This is a genomic window from Pseudomonas sp. LS-2, from assembly GCF_003605735.1.
Classification (GTDB): domain Bacteria; phylum Pseudomonadota; class Gammaproteobacteria; order Pseudomonadales; family Pseudomonadaceae; genus Aquipseudomonas.
The window spans coordinates 1-15,247 of sequence record NZ_QXTJ01000014.1 but is presented as its reverse complement, the minus strand read 5'-3'; the positions used below and the strand labels follow the sequence as shown (position 1 = coordinate 15,247).

12 protein-coding genes are annotated in these 15,247 nt (G+C 59.6%); 5 read left to right on the top strand and 7 right to left on the bottom strand.

What is annotated here, in order from left to right:
* Window positions 1–432: 432 nt before the first annotated feature.
* The 3 genes from D3M70_RS07175 to D3M70_RS07165 all read left to right on the top strand — a co-directional run bounded on the left by D3M70_RS07175 (window position 433) and on the right by D3M70_RS07165 (window position 3,537).
* On the top strand, window positions 433–1,611 hold the full coding sequence (locus tag D3M70_RS07175) for a sugar transporter (RefSeq protein WP_120125130.1): 1,179 nt from the start codon (window positions 433–435) through the stop codon (window positions 1,609–1,611).
* 579 nt (window positions 1,612–2,190) lie between these two features.
* Window positions 2,191–2,472, top strand: a complete 282-nt coding sequence (locus tag D3M70_RS07170) for a hypothetical protein (protein WP_120125129.1) — start codon at window positions 2,191–2,193, stop codon at window positions 2,470–2,472.
* A gap of 216 nt (window positions 2,473–2,688) precedes the next feature.
* Window positions 2,689–3,537, top strand: a complete 849-nt coding sequence (locus tag D3M70_RS07165; RefSeq protein ID WP_165869755.1) for an HPP family protein — start codon at window positions 2,689–2,691, stop codon at window positions 3,535–3,537.
* Between the two features lie 25 nt (window positions 3,538–3,562).
* On the opposite strand, the gene D3M70_RS07160 is transcribed toward D3M70_RS07165, so the two are convergent.
* Window positions 3,563–4,426, bottom strand: coding sequence for a LysR family transcriptional regulator (locus D3M70_RS07160; RefSeq protein WP_120125127.1), 864 nt, complete (start codon window positions 4,424–4,426; stop codon window positions 3,563–3,565).
* Between the two features lie 33 nt (window positions 4,427–4,459).
* Here D3M70_RS07160 and D3M70_RS07155 point away from each other — a divergent pair, with 33 nt between their 5' ends.
* The gene (locus D3M70_RS07155; protein WP_120125126.1) at window positions 4,460–4,888 is read left to right on the top strand and encodes a hypothetical protein; all 429 of its coding nucleotides are present in this window, start codon (window positions 4,460–4,462) and stop codon (window positions 4,886–4,888) included.
* Window positions 4,889–5,004: 116 nt separating this feature from the next.
* Here the strand turns inward: D3M70_RS07155 and D3M70_RS07150 are convergent, their stop codons facing one another.
* The 6 genes from D3M70_RS07150 to D3M70_RS07125 all read right to left on the bottom strand — a co-directional run bounded on the left by D3M70_RS07150 (window position 5,005) and on the right by D3M70_RS07125 (window position 13,609).
* Window positions 5,005–7,290: an Orn/Lys/Arg decarboxylase N-terminal domain-containing protein gene (locus D3M70_RS07150; protein ID WP_120125125.1), complete on the bottom strand. Its 2,286-nt coding sequence runs from the start codon at window positions 7,288–7,290 to the stop codon at window positions 5,005–5,007.
* On the bottom strand, window positions 7,287–8,696 hold the full coding sequence (gene potE, locus D3M70_RS07145) for a putrescine-ornithine antiporter (RefSeq protein ID WP_120125124.1): 1,410 nt from the start codon (window positions 8,694–8,696) through the stop codon (window positions 7,287–7,289). Before potE ends, D3M70_RS07150 begins: the two co-directional genes overlap by 4 nt.
* A gap of 285 nt (window positions 8,697–8,981) precedes the next feature.
* On the bottom strand, window positions 8,982–9,755 hold the full coding sequence (gene surE / locus D3M70_RS07140; RefSeq protein WP_120125123.1) for a 5'/3'-nucleotidase SurE: 774 nt from the start codon (window positions 9,753–9,755) through the stop codon (window positions 8,982–8,984).
* Window positions 9,756–9,789: 34 nt separating this feature from the next.
* Window positions 9,790–10,626, bottom strand: a complete 837-nt coding sequence (ampE, locus tag D3M70_RS07135; protein ID WP_120125122.1) for a regulatory signaling modulator protein AmpE — start codon at window positions 10,624–10,626, stop codon at window positions 9,790–9,792.
* A gap of 15 nt (window positions 10,627–10,641) precedes the next feature.
* Entirely contained in the window at window positions 10,642–11,190 is a 549-nt protein-coding gene (ampD, locus tag D3M70_RS07130; RefSeq protein ID WP_120125121.1) for a 1,6-anhydro-N-acetylmuramyl-L-alanine amidase AmpD, read from the bottom strand.
* Between the two features lie 181 nt (window positions 11,191–11,371).
* Window positions 11,372–13,609, bottom strand: coding sequence for a DUF1631 domain-containing protein (locus D3M70_RS07125; protein ID WP_120125120.1), 2,238 nt, complete (start codon window positions 13,607–13,609; stop codon window positions 11,372–11,374).
* Window positions 13,610–13,999: 390 nt separating this feature from the next.
* On the opposite strand from D3M70_RS07125, the gene nadC reads away from it, so the two are divergent.
* Window positions 14,000–14,848, top strand: coding sequence for a carboxylating nicotinate-nucleotide diphosphorylase (gene nadC / locus D3M70_RS07120; RefSeq protein WP_120125119.1), 849 nt, complete (start codon window positions 14,000–14,002; stop codon window positions 14,846–14,848).
* The last annotated feature ends 399 nt before the right edge of the window (window positions 14,849–15,247 follow it).

Genomic DNA, 15,247 nt, shown 5'->3' with positions numbered 1-15,247 from the left:
GTCGATCAGGTATCGCCCTTGACGCGTACGCCGGCGCGTCCGGTCCTGTCTTATGACGCCGAAAACCTTCGGTGAAACCGCCTGCATCACCTCGCAGCCGGCGCTGGCGGACAAAGATGCCTGTCCACTGCAAACGACCTGATTCGGTCAGTGCGGCATACAGGTCGTGGCCGATCTGATAGCCCTTGGAAATCACCGCTTCTGTAAAGCCCCATGGGCCAGTTTGACGCATGGGGCACAGGTTGTGACAACGATAACAACGGCGTAGACTCCGCCTCATCTGGTTGCACCCTCCCATACTCATAATATTTTGCTGACAGCATGTACCGCACAGGCCTGGCGCCTCGCGCGGCTTTTTGCGTGTTGGCGTTTTTGTGTGAGTGCGAGGGCCCGGCAATACGAATTCTTATTCCTGAGGCTTGACGTCCTTAAATGAACACCACCGATGCTCGCACTGGAAGTTGGCTCAGCGTGATTGCGCTGGCCCTGGCGGCCTTCATTTTCAACACCACCGAGTTCGTGCCTGTCGGACTGCTGAGCGCTATCGGCCACAGTTTCGACATGACCACCGCGCAGGTCGGCCTGATGCTGACGGTCTATGCGTGGATCGTTTCACTGACGTCGTTGCCGATGATGCTGATGACCCGCAACATCGAGCGGCGCAAATTACTGACGTTCGTCTTCATCCTGTTCATCGCCAGCCATGTGATGTCGAGCATGGCGTCGAGCTTCGGCATGCTGCTGGTCAGCCGTGTGGGTATTGCATTGGCCCACGCGGTGTTCTGGTCAATCACTGCCTCACTTGCAGTGCGCGTAGCCCCGGCCGGCAAGCAGGTTCAGGCGCTCGGGCTGTTGGCGACCGGAACCTCGCTGGCCATGGTTTTGGGCATTCCGCTGGGCCGTGTGCTCGGTGAGGCGCTGGGCTGGCGCATGACGTTCCTGGCCATCGCAGGCACTGCCGGCCTGACCGTGCTGGTGTTGATCAAATCCCTGCCACTGCTGCCAAGCCAGAACTCGGGATCGCTGCGCAGCCTGCCCATCCTGTTCAAACGCCCGGCGTTGGTGTCGCTGTATGTGTTGACCGCGCTGGTGATCACCGCTCAGTTCACGGCCTACAGCTACATCGAACCTTTCGCTCAAGTCGTCGGGAAGATGAGCGGTGACATGATCACCGTCGTCCTCTTGCTGTTCGGCGGTGCGGGCATCCTCGGGTCTGTCGTGTTCAGCCGCTACAACAACCGCTACCCGCGCGGACTGCTGATCACTGCCGTTGGCGCGCTGACGCTGTGTCTGGTTTTGTTGCTGCCGCTGTCTGGCAAGGCGTCGTGGATCGCGACATTGAGCGTGGTCTGGGGCATGGCAATCATGTGCTTCGGTCTGGTGATGCAAGCCAAGGTATTGGCAATGGCGCCGGACGCCACCGACGTCGCCATGTCGCTGCACTCCGGTATCTACAACATCGGTATAGGCGGCGGCGCGCTGCTCGGCAGCATGGTGATCAGCCAGTTGGGCATCGCCAACATCGGTCTGGTGGGCGGGTTAGTGGCGCTTAGCGGGCTGCTGCTGGCGTGTCTGGCGACGTATCGCTATGGCGAGACCATTCGCGCCTGAGTGCAGCCTCCGCTGTGGACCGGCTTGCTGGCGAATGCGTAAGGTCTGTCACATTGACGTCGACTGTCCCACCGCAATCGCGGGCAAGCGCGCTCCTACAATGTTTTGGGCTCGACTCAGAAGCCCGGTAGGCCACAAAGCTGCGGTGATTGCAGGCAGACCCGCCGAACGGCTTCTGCCCGGAGGGCGTGGGAGCCACCCTTGGCTTCCACAGGTCTAGCCCCGCAGAAGCAACGGATCAAGCCTTCCTTCCCAGGTTCCGCCATAAACCATCATTCCTGTCGATATTCAACATCTGCGCGTTTGCCTTCCGCTCAAAATTCATGGGCGTACTATCACTTCACACCCAAACACGAACTGAGGGCAGGAAAAATGGTTATTCATCTTCTGACTTGCTTGACGCTGACAGCTTTCACCAGCTACCTCGTCGCCCTCAAACTTTTCGCGCTGGAACCTGTGCCTGTCACGGCGGACGAAAAGATTCATCGTGTTATGGCTCGGGCCAACTAAGGCCCCAGTAGCTGACACTCATCAGCGCCTTTTATCTCTCAACTTTCTGTTTGATGCGGAGCACTCGACATGACCCGAGACGTCACCCTGCACGTTAGTTTTCCCAAGTTTGGTAAAAACTATTACTCACAACATGTCGTGACCCGTAAAAACCGCCACGGTCTGATTGAGGATCAGCGCTTCGGTGCCTTCATGATGCCGTCGGCGGAAAACCACTTCAGTAATGAAGTCGTGGGGTTCAACGACCAGTTCCGTTTTCTGACGGATGTGTTGGCGATGCATCTGCTGGAAGTTGAAGACGCGCGTCCTGCCAAGAGGCCACGCCAGGCCGCGCAAGCACGCCGCATCTGAGGTTTGCTGCAAAAAAATTGAAGCATGACTGCATTATTTCGAAATTGCCTGACAGCCATTTTCTGACCACAATCCCCCTCGCTTCGCGTTCGACCGGAAAGCCGCCGCAACGGCTTTCCACTGTCGTGCTGCCCATTGAAAGATCTAGCACTTGCCCCTTTGTGCGGGAGCTCAGTCCTGAGACAAGCTCCTTTTTTCAGCCTGGAAATTCACCGCTTGAAAACGCTTCTGCGCAGTTTTATTCCCCACGCCCTCAACACCCGTCCAGCCGAATGGTCCCGCGCCGCCGTGGGTGCCTTTCTCGGTATTTTCATCAGCGCGCTGGTGAGTCGACAACTGTTCGGCACCGACGTCACGCTGCATCTGCTCGGGCCGATCGGTGCGTCAGCGGTGCTGCTGTTCGCAGTGTCGACCGGCGCGCTGGCCCAGCCATGGTCGATCATCGGCAGCTATCTGATTTCAGCCCTCGTCGCGCTCCTGTGCATTCACCTATTCGGCAACACGGTAAGCGCCGCCAGCGTTGCCGTGTGCTCGGCGATTCTGATCATGTGCGTCTGTCGCTGCCTCCACCCACCGGGAGCGGCCGTGGCGATCAGTATCATCACGTCGAAACAGGAATTGTCGGCACTGGGCCTTCACGTGCTGTTTCCGGTGATGCTCAACGCTGCGGCGCTGCTGATCACCGCGTTGATCTACAACAACCTGACGCTGGTGCGTTACCCCAGAGCCCAAGCCAAGTCGGTCACACCCGTGCAAGACCCTGCGCATCAGCCCGAGGGCTTCAATAGCCAGGATCTGGACAAGGCGCTGGATGACGTGGGTTCGTTCGTGGATGTGTCGCGTGAGGATCTGGAAGCCATCCTGCACAAGACCGAAGAAAATGCTCAGCACCGCAACAGGACCGATATCGACATTGACCGGATCATCTCGCGCAGCGCTCAAAGCCTGTCGCTGGAGCATTCGATGGCGGATGCGATGAAGATGCTGGCCGGACACGGCAGCCAGTATCTGCCCGTGCTCGACGCCGACCGCAAGGTGATCGGCATCATCAGTCTGGTGAACTGACCGTTCTCACGCCACACAGGTGAGGTCAGATCAGGGGGTCCCAGCGCTGGGACCAATCGCCCTTCTCTCTGGCGATTTCACGCAGCAATTCGAACGCGTGTCGCAACGTCGATGAGGGGTTGTCCCGCGAATAGACGAGGTAGGTCGGGTAACTGAACTCGGGGGCGAGCGGCACGCGTTCGACGATGCCGCGATCGATCCATGACTGAACGACGCGCGTGCGAAAGTAGCCCGAGCCGCCATTATCGAGGATGTATTGCAGGGCGAAAGGCCCGAGATTGAAGGCGACTGCGGCCTTGGACTTTTCCGGCATCGCCGCGTCGTGCTGTTGACGAAACGCAGGGCCCCAATCGATGTACACGTAAGGCTCCGGTCTGCCGACCACCTGCACCAGAATCAGCTTCTCCTCCAGCAGTTCCTCGACCTGCAGCGAAGGCCAGTAGGCCGGTTGATAGACCAGCGCGGCGTCCAGCACCCCGCGCTCGACGTCCTTCATCAGCGCTTCGCCATCCTTGACCTCGGAATGCAGCGCGTAGTCGGGGATGGCCTTGCGGATCTCACTCACCCAACTGAGCATGAGCGGATTGCACAAGCTCATTTCCGCGCCAACCCGCAACACATGGCGATACCCCTCCGGCAGCGGCAACTCGCGACGTGCGGCATCCCAGGTCTGCACCAACTGATTGGCAAATACCACGAATGCCTCGCCGTCCGACGTCAGCTTCGCGCCGGTCCGGTTGCGGATGAACAGCGTGCAGTTGAGATGGCTTTCCAGTTTCTGCACGCGCGCGGTGATGGCGGTCTGGGTGACGTGCAGTTTTTCCGCGGCCGCCATGAAGCTGCCCAGGCGAACGATTTCGAGAAAGGTACGGGCGAGGTCGATGTCCATCGGAACGGCTTCTTGGGTCGAGGTGGCCGCAGCATGTTAGCGCAGCGCCCTGCCATCGAGCCGGAAAAAACATCGGCGTTATCCGACGCTGGACGTGTGCGGGATCTGGCGAAAACCCGAAATACGCTGTCTCATGCAGCAGGTTCGTACGATCACGAACCCCTTGCCCACTTTTCTGCGGAAAACAACATGAAACACGCCCTGCTCACCGGCCTGCTCTTGACTGCCTTCGCCCTGCCCTTCAGCGCATCGGCCAACGACGACAACAGCCAGTGCCAGATCAACCTGAGCAAAGTTCGGGATGCCAAGCTCGCCAGACCCAACCTAAGCGACGCGGTGCGAAGCGACGTCGACACCACCGTCCACCGCGCTGAATCCGCCCTGGCGCGGCACAACGATGACGGCGCCAGGGAATGTGTTGCGTTGACCCAGCAGGCGCTGCAGAAGATTCAGAGTAACTAGGCCCTTAGGCTCACAGCCTGCGCATTGCAATAGCAGTCCGGCTTGCCGGCGGTGGCACTATTCGAGATCGCCACCGCCGGCAAGCCGGGCTACTACAGGGCTCATCGCCGAATCATTTACTTCAACACCAACATCCGATAAACGCCTGCCTCGTTCTCGATCCCGTGGGTGTCATGGGTGAAGCCGGGGAATGAGCTGTCGAAGCTCTCCAGCGCCTTGAGGTATGCCAGCAACGGCCCGTCCGACGCACCGGCGTTCTCGCCCGGCATCAACAGCGGAATCCCCGGTGGATAAGGCACGATTCCGGTTGCGGCGATACGCCCCGCCGCCTCCTCCAGCGTGACCAGTTCGACTTCGTTTCTGACCAGCTTCTCGTACGCCTCCACCGGACTGAATTCGGCCTTGGGCAGCGTGCCGAACGCTTGTGCCATGGCCGCTGTAGTCTTGTTTTTCTTCATGGCCGCGAAAATGTCCTCGGCCAGGTCCTTCAACCCCATCCCGGCGTAACGCTGCTGATTGGCCGTCAGCAGGTCGGGCAGGCACAGCTCCAGTTCCAGGTTGGTGTCGTAGTCGCGCTTGAAGTCCAGCAGCGCATTGACCAGCGTGCCCCACTTGCCTTTGGTGATGCCGATGGAGAACAGGAACAGGATCGTGAAATCGGTGGTTTTTTCGACCACGATGCCTTGTCGCCCCAGATACGCCGTGAGCACGCAGGCCGGAATGCCGAAATCCAGCAGGTTGCCGTCGTCGCCCATGCCAGGGCTCAGAATCGACACCTTGATCGGGTCGAGCATGCAGTAGCCGTCTTCGATGTCGCCAAAGCCGTGCCAAACCTCATTGGGGTGCAAGACCCAGCAACTCGGATCAGCCTTGAGCTTGGCCGGGTCGACCTCGTGAAAAGGAATCGAGGTCGATCCGACATGAACCGAAGGTGGCTGCCAGCAGGAAAAGAACCAGTCGTCCTGAGCCAGCATTTCGGTCTGCATGCGCGAGATGACCTGCCGGAACGAGATGGCTTCCTCGATGGATTCGGTGGTCAGAATCTGCCCGCTGGGCGCCTCCATCATGGCGGAACTGACGTCGCATGAAGCCATGATCGCGTAGTTCGGCGAGGTCGAGGCATGCATCATGTACGACTCGTTGAAGCGCCCGTGCGGGATCGGATTTCGTCCGTTGCGCACATGGATCATCGACGCCTGGGACAGCGCGGCCAGCAGCTTGTGGGTCGACTGGGTGGCGAACACGGTCGGCTTGGACGCGTCGTGATCGTCCGGGCTGCCGTGCATCGCGAAGCGATCCTTGTACAGCGGGTTGAAGCGCGCGTAGCCGTACCAGGCTTCGTCGAAGTGCAGCCGATCGACGCTCTGCCCCAGCAACTCCTCGACGCGGGTGACGTTGTAGGTCAGGCCGTCATAGGTGGAATTGGTAACGATGGCGTGGACCGGTGTCGGGTCAATGTGGCTCTTGACCAGCGGGTTGTTGGCAATGGCCGCCTTGACCCCCTCGGCGCTCAAGGTCTGTGGCAGGATCGGACCGATGATGCCGAAGCGGTTGCGGGTCGGCACCAGGTAAGTCGGAATCGCGCCGGACAGCGTCATCGCATGTTCGGCGGACTTGTGGCAATTGCGATCACACAAGGCGATCTGATCGCGGGTGACGCTGGCCATGAGGATCACGCGGTTGGACATCGACGAGCCGTTGGTCACGTAGTACGTGCGATGGGCGCCAAACACCTTTGCCGCATACCGCTCACCCTGTCCGATGGGGCCGCTGTGATCGAGCAGCGAACCCAGTTCGCCCACGGAAATCGACAGGTCGGAACGCAGCAGGTTTTCCCCGAAGAATTCATAAAACGCCCGGCCTGCGGTGCTTTTCAGAAACGCGGTGCCCCCGGCATGGCCCGGCGTGTGCCACGAGTATTCATAGCTGCGGGCAAACTTCAGCAGCGCGCCGAACATCGGCGGCAGCACCGCCTGACGATAACGCTCGATGGCCGCCATGATCCGGCCACTCAAGAACCGGCTTGTGTCCTCCGGCAGCCAGATGAAGTCGTCGGCATGCTGCATGACGATCAGCGGGACGTTCGAAGCGGTGCTGCGATCACTGATCAGGAACACCGGCACACGGGTGTTGCGCTCGCGCAGGGCGGTGAGCAGATCGATGCATTCCTGATGGTCTTCGCTGTCGTCCATTTCCCAACTGAGCAACACGCACTGGATCGCCGGATCGGTGCTGAGGATCGACTTGGCGTCGCTCAGGCTTTCCGAGGTCAAGACGCTGATCGCGCGGTCTTCCACATCGCTGATCAGCTGGATCAGTGCCCGGCCGAACACGCTGCGTTTGTCGGGCTGCTTGCTGACCAGCAGCGCCAGCATGCCGAGCAGGTGTCTGTTTTCCGTCATGATTGGGTCTCCAGTTGGGCAGAGTTCAAGTTATTCACAGGGACAGGCTCACCGACGATGTGCTGCGCGGCGACGGTTTGCGTCGGCACGCTGTTATTCAGCGCCTCCAGTTTGATCAGCCGGGTGTTGACGAAGCCGAACAGCGTGTAGCCGATGATCGTCGCGACGCCACCGAGCATCAGTGCCTGCGCGCCGGAGCTGTACAGCGCCAGGTAGCTGTAGGCGGCGGCAATGTAAGCGACGATATTGGTAATGAGCGCCTTGTTCGGCGGGACGTTGGAGATCTTCTGCAGGGTCATCAACGTGGCCATGGAAAGGATGTACGGCACCAGATTGGTGACCACCGCCAGGTTCACCAGCGTGTCGAACTGCTTGGCCAGATCAGGGCTGATCGTGAGCAGTGCCATGGCAGTCTGCATCGCCAACAGGATCAACATGCTGATGATCGGCACACCGTTTTTATTGGCCTTGGCGAAGATCGGCAGGAAGTAACCGGTGTCCGCCGAGCTTTTGAACACTTGTGCAACCGTGAATTGCCAGCCCAGCAACGAGCCGATGCAGGCCAGGACCATCAGCCCCATGACGATGTTGCCGATCATGGGAGTGAACATCTTGGCGAACACCAGGCCGAATGGCGCCGTGGAAGACACCAGCTCGGCGTTATCGACGATGCCGGCAATCACGTTGGTGGACACGATGTAAATCACCGCAGCGCCCAACGTGCCGCCCAGCACTGCGATGGGCACGTTCTTCTCAGGGTTTTCCACCGCGTCGCCGTTGGCGCACGCAGACTCCAGCCCCAGAAACGCCCACAGCGTGATCGCCACCGACGCGCCAGCCGCCTGATACCAGGGCATGTCGTGAGGATTCCAGCCCGCCGCGTAAATACTGCTGTCAAACCAGAACCAACCGATGGTCGACACCAGTACCACGGGCGCGATAACACCCCAGACCGTGACGGCGCCGATCTTGCCGGTGATGCGCGCGCCGCCGAAGTTGGCGAAGGTGGTAATCCACAATAGCGCGATGGTCGCCAGGCCAACTTGCAGCGAGCCGAGCTTTATATCGAACAACGTCTGGATATACCCCACTGCCGTAATACTGATCGCGACGTTGGCAATCAACAGCGACAGCCCGTACGTGTAGTTAGTGATGTAATTACCGGATTTGCCGAAGGTGTATTCGGCATAGCCGCCCATGCCCCCGGTCTTGCGACTGAGCATGCCGCAGCGCGCAAAGGCGTATGCCAGAGCCAGCGAGCCGGTGGCCGTGATCAGCCAGGAAAGGATTGAAATACCGCCCACTTCAGCGAGTTTGGTCGGTAACAACACAATGCCGGATCCCAACATGTTGACGGCCGTCAACATAGTCAGTTGTCCCACGCTCATTTTCTTTGCGACTGACATTCCGTTGCCTCATAGGATGAAGTGAGAGGCTTTTAGCTATAGCAAAGGTTTGTTACTAAGCAAGGAAATCGGATTTTTTGACCGATAGCTCAACGCCATCTTTTTGGTAACTTCGAGATGAGAAGTTACGCGAATTTTCTAATTGAACAGGGCTCACCTATTCAGACGAATACTTATGCGGGAGGTTAAAACGGCTGTAGCAGTGGAGCTGGCCGGCGTAGCGACTTTGCGGACGTCACCGCTGGCAAGCACCACTGCTACGAACAATCAGAGGTTTCAGGATTGTCAGCCCTGAAGATCGCGCTTGAGGCGATCCATGACATCGAGGTCGGTACGCTCGAAGCGCAACGGGGTCACGGAAACGCCGCCATGGGTCACGACCCAGGTTTCGCTGTCGTCGAAATCCGGGCGTTCGTGCCGATCGATGTTCAGCCAGTAATAGCCCTGTTCGCGCATGTCTGTGCGTTTGGTGACGTTCAACCCATCCATACGGCCGATGCCTTGTCGGGTGATCTGTAGCGGTTTTGCGTGTTCCGGTTCGACGTCCGGGAAATTGATGTTCAGGCACCCGTCTGCGGCCCATTGCATGCCGATCACGGTGCGAATCACATCTGGGGCCAACGCGCGGGCCGTGCCCCACTTCACCGCATCACGACGGGTGAAAAACTGGCTCAGGGCAATTGATGGGACGCCCAGCAGCAGACCGGCCATGGCCGCGCCGACCGTGCCGGAGAACATCGTCTCGACACCAAGATTGGCGCCCTTGTTGACGCCTGAAAGGAGCAACTGTGGCGGGTTTTCCATCAACTCGCGCAAGCCGATGGCGACGCAGTCAGCGGGCGTGCCTGACACTGAAAAACGTCTTTCGCCACGGGCCTTCACCCGCAACGGATGGTGAATGCTCAAGGCATGGGAAATCCCGCTCTGATCCTGCTCCGGCGCGACCACCCAGACTTCGTCCGCCAACTCGCGGGCGATGGCCTCAAGGACCTCCAGCCCCGGCGCATCGATGCCGTCGTCATTGGTGATCAGGATTCTCTGGATTCGTGGACTCGACATGTAGCTCTCCCTGGGATGAATATTGGCGCCGGTATCAGACAAACAACGTGCACAACGCAAACCCGGCATACCAGACGATTGCGGAGCGAATCAGCAATTCCCAAAGCACATCCAGACTGTTCACACCCTCAACGCCTACCACCGGGGCAGGCACTTCACCGGCGACGCAACCGACTTTGGTGATCAGGGCCGAAGCGCTGATGTTCCAGTTGAGCAGTTCGCTGAGCATGACGCGACTGACGGCAACGAAATTACCCACCAATGCAAAACTCGCCGCAAGCAGCCGCACCGGCACCCAGTCAAAGGCATGGCGCAACTGCGCAGCGCGCTCCACCAATGCCGGGGTTTTACCGTGCTCGGCGGCCAGGGCCAGCAGACGATACGCCAGAGCCGCGACCGGCCCGAGCAGGAAATACCAGAAGATCACCGCGAAGAAGCCTTGATAAACCTCCCACAGCAGATAGGTCTGAACGCCCCCCAGCAATTGCTCTTCGTCGTCGGCCTGAACGCCCAGATCGCGATCAGCGACCAACACCGCCGCTTCCTGATCGCCACGCCGACAAGCATCGCGGAACGAGCCCAGATTGGCTTTGATATTGCCCCGCCCCAAGCTGTAAATCAGCACCAGCAGGTGAATCGGCAGTGCCAGCCAGCCATAGGCGACCGAGCCGATAATCCAGAGCACCAACGCCAGCAGCAACAATGGGAACAGGATCGTAACGGTCAAAATCCACCACGGGTGCTTTGCAGTCCGCGGGTTGGACTCAAGCCTTCCCAGCTGATTCAGCCAGGGTGCATCACGCTGTACACGCTGACGCAGGGCTGAGAATTTCTCGATCCACACGGCCAACAGCAACACCAGAAAACTCATTACCCACTCCTTGATTCAATCCTGCAAAGCCGAACGAAACCTTACCCAGTCAAAGGATGGACCCGGATCGGTCTTGCGTCCCGGGGCAATATCGCTGTGCCCGGTGATGCGTTGTGAGGTGATCGCAGGCCAAGCCGACTGAAGCTGTCGGGTCAGGGCGATCAGCGCGTGATATTGGGCGTCTGTGAAGGGCTGATCATCAGTGCCTTCCAACTCGATACCAATAGAGAAGTCATTACAGGTCTCCCGGCCTTCGAACAGCGAAACACCGGCATGCCAGGCGCGATCAAGACAGGAGACGAACTGAGTCACCTCGCCATCACGCTCGACCAGAAAGTGCGCAGAGACCCGCAGATCGGCGATGCCCTCAAAATAGGGATGCTCTGTTACATCCAGCCGGTTTTGAAAGAATTCCTGAACCTTGCCAGTCTTGAACTGGGCGGGTGGCAGGCTGATGTTGTGAATCACCAGCAGCGAAATCTCCGCCTCGGGGCGAGCGTTGAAATTGGGCGAAGGGCAATGATGCGCGCCGTGGCACCAGCCCGTGGCGGGGTCCAATCGCATGAAAGGTCCTTAGAGCATGAATCGACAGCGGCCAGTATGCCCGCGATGAGGGAGGATGTGGGGAGTGAATACTGAACGGTGTGGCGAGAACCTGGCCCTGTAGCGGCCCGGCTCGCCGGCGGTGAGGACGTCGAGATCGTTGCCGCCGGCAGCCGAACCGCTAGAAAAGCATTTATCCCGTTCAGCCTTTGAGCTTGCGCAGATTGCCCAGAACAGATTCCAGCGCGCGGTCGAACAGCAGCGAGTCATCCAGGACGCGAATGGCCCCGCGACGGAATTCGACCGCCAGGCCCATACGGGTTTTTTCCAGCACCTTCATCCCGGTGCGGTTGACGAACACATAACGCCCGCTCGGTTCGACGATAGCCGCCAGCTTGCAGCGCAATTTGTGATCTTCGTCTTCCTGGATTTCGACCCAACTGCCCAAGCGTAGCTTGTCGACCTGCATCAGCCCCTCATCGTTCTCCGGCAAATGCATCAGCGGCTCACTGATCACCTGTTCACCCGGCGCGACCAGTACGATCTCCTCGACCACCGCCATCATCGAAGGTCCGTCGACAGGCTCGTCTGGCGCAACGCCAGCCGGCGCATCAGGCGCACGGGCAACATGGTTGAACGCCTGCACATGCAGCGCTTCAAGCTGGCTGAAAAATTCGCTGGTCGCAAACGGATCGAATGCCGCGCTGCTGAGGCCATCGCGCAGTGACTTGAGCAAACCCGGAACCAGCTCGAGCAAACGCTGGCGTGCATCGGGCTCGTCGTGGGGCTCCACGCTCCAGATCAAGTCGTCCATCGCCAGCAGACCGGCCTTCCATTCATTCGACTCGTCCCCGTGCTTGAGGCACGTCAACAGCAGCACCTTGCTCCAGGCTTCTTGCAACAGCCGGACCACGACCTCGGGCAGCGTCTTGCCCAGCAGCCGGTCGTTGAGCGCCTGTTGAACCCGCTGGCGCGCCAGTTCGGCCAACGCTCGCCCCTCTTCGGCATCGCGGGTGCGTTGTTCGAGCAGCTCACTGCGGCGGCGCTCATCACTGGTAAACGCCAGGAAATCCACCAGCAGTTCGGTGAAGATCGCAGGATCGTCGACGAAATCATGCAACAGGCGCTGCACGATTTGATCGATGCGCGTGTACAGCGAATCGCGTTGGCTGTCGTCACGCCCGCCCCAGCCTAATGCCGCTGAAGCGATTTCGTTGAGCAGACGCCGCGCCGGATGGCTGCCACGACTGAAAAAGCTCTTGTCGATCACCGCGACTTTGAGCATCGGAATCTGCAACCGGCCAATCAGGGCACGCAGCGAACCTGGCAGATTGCGGTCGTCGAGGATGAACTCGAACAGCATCGAAATCAGGTTGATCACGTCTTCGTCGATGGTGCCGACTGTACGAAACTTGCCGCTGCGCGCGCTTACGCGGCCAATCAACTGCTCCAGCTGGGCGCGCAGATCGAAGTCGTCCGGGTTTTCGGCCCGTGGCACGTACTGCTGCAGATGAGAGAGCAGGCGCAGCAGGTCCTGGCTCGAAATCGGCCTGGCCTCGGTGACGTTATCCGGACGCGGCGTCAGGTTGCCACGCACATGAACCAGTAGCTCCTGCAGCGCGGAGAATACTTCCTGCACGCTCTTGTCGAGGTTCTCGGTGGCCTGCACCAACGCAGCACTGTCTGCCCGCTGGGCTTCGGTGGCAGCAGCGGCGCTGGCACGATCGGTCGAGCGACGCGAAGGCAAGACCTTCAGATCCGGCAACACCCCGGCCGCGATGAGCAGCAGGTTGGCCTCTTCGTATAACTGGTCGGCGTTGGACAGCGCGTATTTTTCGAACAGTTTGAGAATGATCAGCTTGACCTTGATCTCGACGCCCAGACTTCGTCCGGCCTGCAGGAAAAAGTCGCACAGCAGTGTCGGACCGAGCGGGTTGGACTCGTCAGTCAACGGTTGCGGAATCAGTTCGTTCAGGCGCGTGGTCAGCTGGTTCAGCGCCACGCCGTCGCGGTTCATGACCTTGGTGACCATCGAATCGACAGCGACGGTGCGCTCCAGGTCATCGTTATGGACCAGCGCCAGCTTGTCGAAGGAAACGGGTTCGGAAAGGATGGGCTCGGCGACTTCGTAATGACCGAGTCGCAGGAAGGCTTCGAAGAATTTGTCGAGGAAGTTGCGTTCGATGCTCTTTCGCTTCAGGCGGAGGTCGCGCATGGCTTCGAAGAAAATGTTCTGTTCGGCGTTGTTGTGCGCGCGATCCGCCATCTCGAAGAGGGTGTCGTCAGCGTTGTCGAACAGCGTCTGCAGGCTTTCCTTGAGCTGCTGCGCGGCCTTGTCGCGCACTTGCAACAGAACGACCGGCAGCCGAGCGACAGGCGAAGACCCAGGATGATCCGGGTTCGTCTTGCTCAGAGGCACCACCTTACTGTCGTTCTGCATCAAGAACTCCTTTCATCAACCATCACTCACAACAGCTACTGCAACAGCCACAACCTGATCACAAACGAAGGAAAGACCTTCACTTGGCCAGCGCTCGAATTTGTAGTCCCTGGGGTGTACAGGCGGAACGTCAAGGCTATGACGTCAAATACAAGGCGAATTATGTTTTAAATGCTGCCCGCTCGCCAGCGGACTCTTCGCCTTGTCTGAAAGAATAGGAGCAGGCGAGCCAGCACGTGCAGCGATAGACCGCGAAAATCGTAATCTGTCGCACCAGAGCGGAAAAAACCGACAAAGTGCAGCCCATGCACTCAGTTGAGGGGTACAAGGCAGGTGGGTTGGTACAGTCGACTGCCTTATACTCGAGCGACTTAGTAAGTGGAGTCCGATATGCCGAATCTACGTCTTGCCACGATGACCGCTGAAATCGAAGCCAACGTACGCCGTGCGTTGCTCGAGGACGTCGGCACTGGCGACATCACCGCGCAACTGATCCCCGTCGAGCGTCTGGCCACGGCGACCGTGATTTCCCGCGACGATGCGGTGATCGCCGGTACCGCCTGGGTCGACAGCGTATTTCGCCAGCTCGATCAGCGGGTCGCGGTGCACTGGCAAGTCGCGGACGGCGAGCGTGTCAAACCCAATCAGGCGCTGTTCCACCTTGAAGGCCCGGCCCGCTCACTGCTGACAGGCGAGCGAAGCGCGCTCAACTTTCTGCAAATGCTTTCAGGGGTGGCGACGCGTTCCCAGCATTACGCCGACATGGTCGCCGACACTCAAGTCAAACTCCTGGACACCCGCAAGACCCTGCCGGGCCTGCGTCTGGCGCAGAAATACGCCGTCACCTGCGGCGGCTGCCACAACCACCGCATCGGCCTGTTCGACGCCTTCCTGATCAAGGAAAACCACATTGCGGCCTGCGGCGGCATCGCTGAAGCCATCACGGCGGCGCACAGGATAGCCCCAGGCAAACCGGTGGAAGTGGAAGTCGAAAGCCTCGACGAACTCAAACAGGCCCTCGACGGCGGCGCCGACATCATCATGCTCGACGAACTGAGCCTGGACGACATGCGCGAAGCCGTACGCCTCACCGCCGGCCGCGCCAAACTCGAGGCCAGCGGCGGCGTCACCGATGCCACCTTGCGCACGATTGCCGAAACGGGCGTGGATTACATCTCGATCGGGACATTGACCAAGGATGTGAAGGCCGTGGATTTGTCGATGCGGTTGAGTATCTGATTGGCACCGGCTGCTGACCCAGGGCAGACAGCATTGCAGGACACGCCGAACAGCTTCTGCCCGGAGGGCGTGGGAGCCACCGGGGTGGCGCTCCACCTTGTCGGCGATCTGGCGCGCAGCGGCAGCAAAACCTGTGCATGCGATGTGCCTGATGCACTGAGGTGGATGATCTTACTGCCGGTGCCCGCCAGATCGCCGACAAGTCGGGCTCCCACGCCTTCGGCAGAAGCGGGATTGCGGTGTGGTTCGAGCTTTTGATTCTGGCCGAAGGCTTCGGGAGATTGCGGGCGAATGCGTAAGGTCTGTCACATTGACGTCGACTGACCCACCGCAATCGCGGGCAAGCGCGCTCCTACGATGTTTGGGCTCAATTCAGAAGCCCGGTGAGCCACAAAGCTG

Coding starts and splice junctions, on each gene's coding strand:
- nadC (WP_120125119.1), top strand. CDS start 14,000: ATGCCGAATCTACGTCTTGCCACGATGACCGCTGAAATCGAAGCCAAC.
- potE (WP_120125124.1), bottom strand. CDS start 8,696: ATGTCAGTCGCAAAGAAAATGAGCGTGGGACAACTGACTATGTTGACG.
- D3M70_RS07150 (WP_120125125.1), bottom strand. CDS start 7,290: ATGACGGAAAACAGACACCTGCTCGGCATGCTGGCGCTGCTGGTCAGC.
- D3M70_RS07160 (WP_120125127.1), bottom strand. CDS start 4,426: ATGGACATCGACCTCGCCCGTACCTTTCTCGAAATCGTTCGCCTGGGC.
- ampD (WP_120125121.1), bottom strand. CDS start 11,190: ATGCGATTGGACCCCGCCACGGGCTGGTGCCACGGCGCGCATCATTGC.
- ampE (WP_120125122.1), bottom strand. CDS start 10,626: ATGAGTTTTCTGGTGTTGCTGTTGGCCGTGTGGATCGAGAAATTCTCA.
- D3M70_RS07155 (WP_120125126.1), top strand. CDS start 4,460: ATGTTAGCGCAGCGCCCTGCCATCGAGCCGGAAAAAACATCGGCGTTA.
- D3M70_RS07125 (WP_120125120.1), bottom strand. CDS start 13,609: ATGCAGAACGACAGTAAGGTGGTGCCTCTGAGCAAGACGAACCCGGAT.
- D3M70_RS07175 (WP_120125130.1), top strand. CDS start 433: ATGAACACCACCGATGCTCGCACTGGAAGTTGGCTCAGCGTGATTGCG.
- surE (WP_120125123.1), bottom strand. CDS start 9,755: ATGTCGAGTCCACGAATCCAGAGAATCCTGATCACCAATGACGACGGC.
- D3M70_RS07170 (WP_120125129.1), top strand. CDS start 2,191: ATGACCCGAGACGTCACCCTGCACGTTAGTTTTCCCAAGTTTGGTAAA.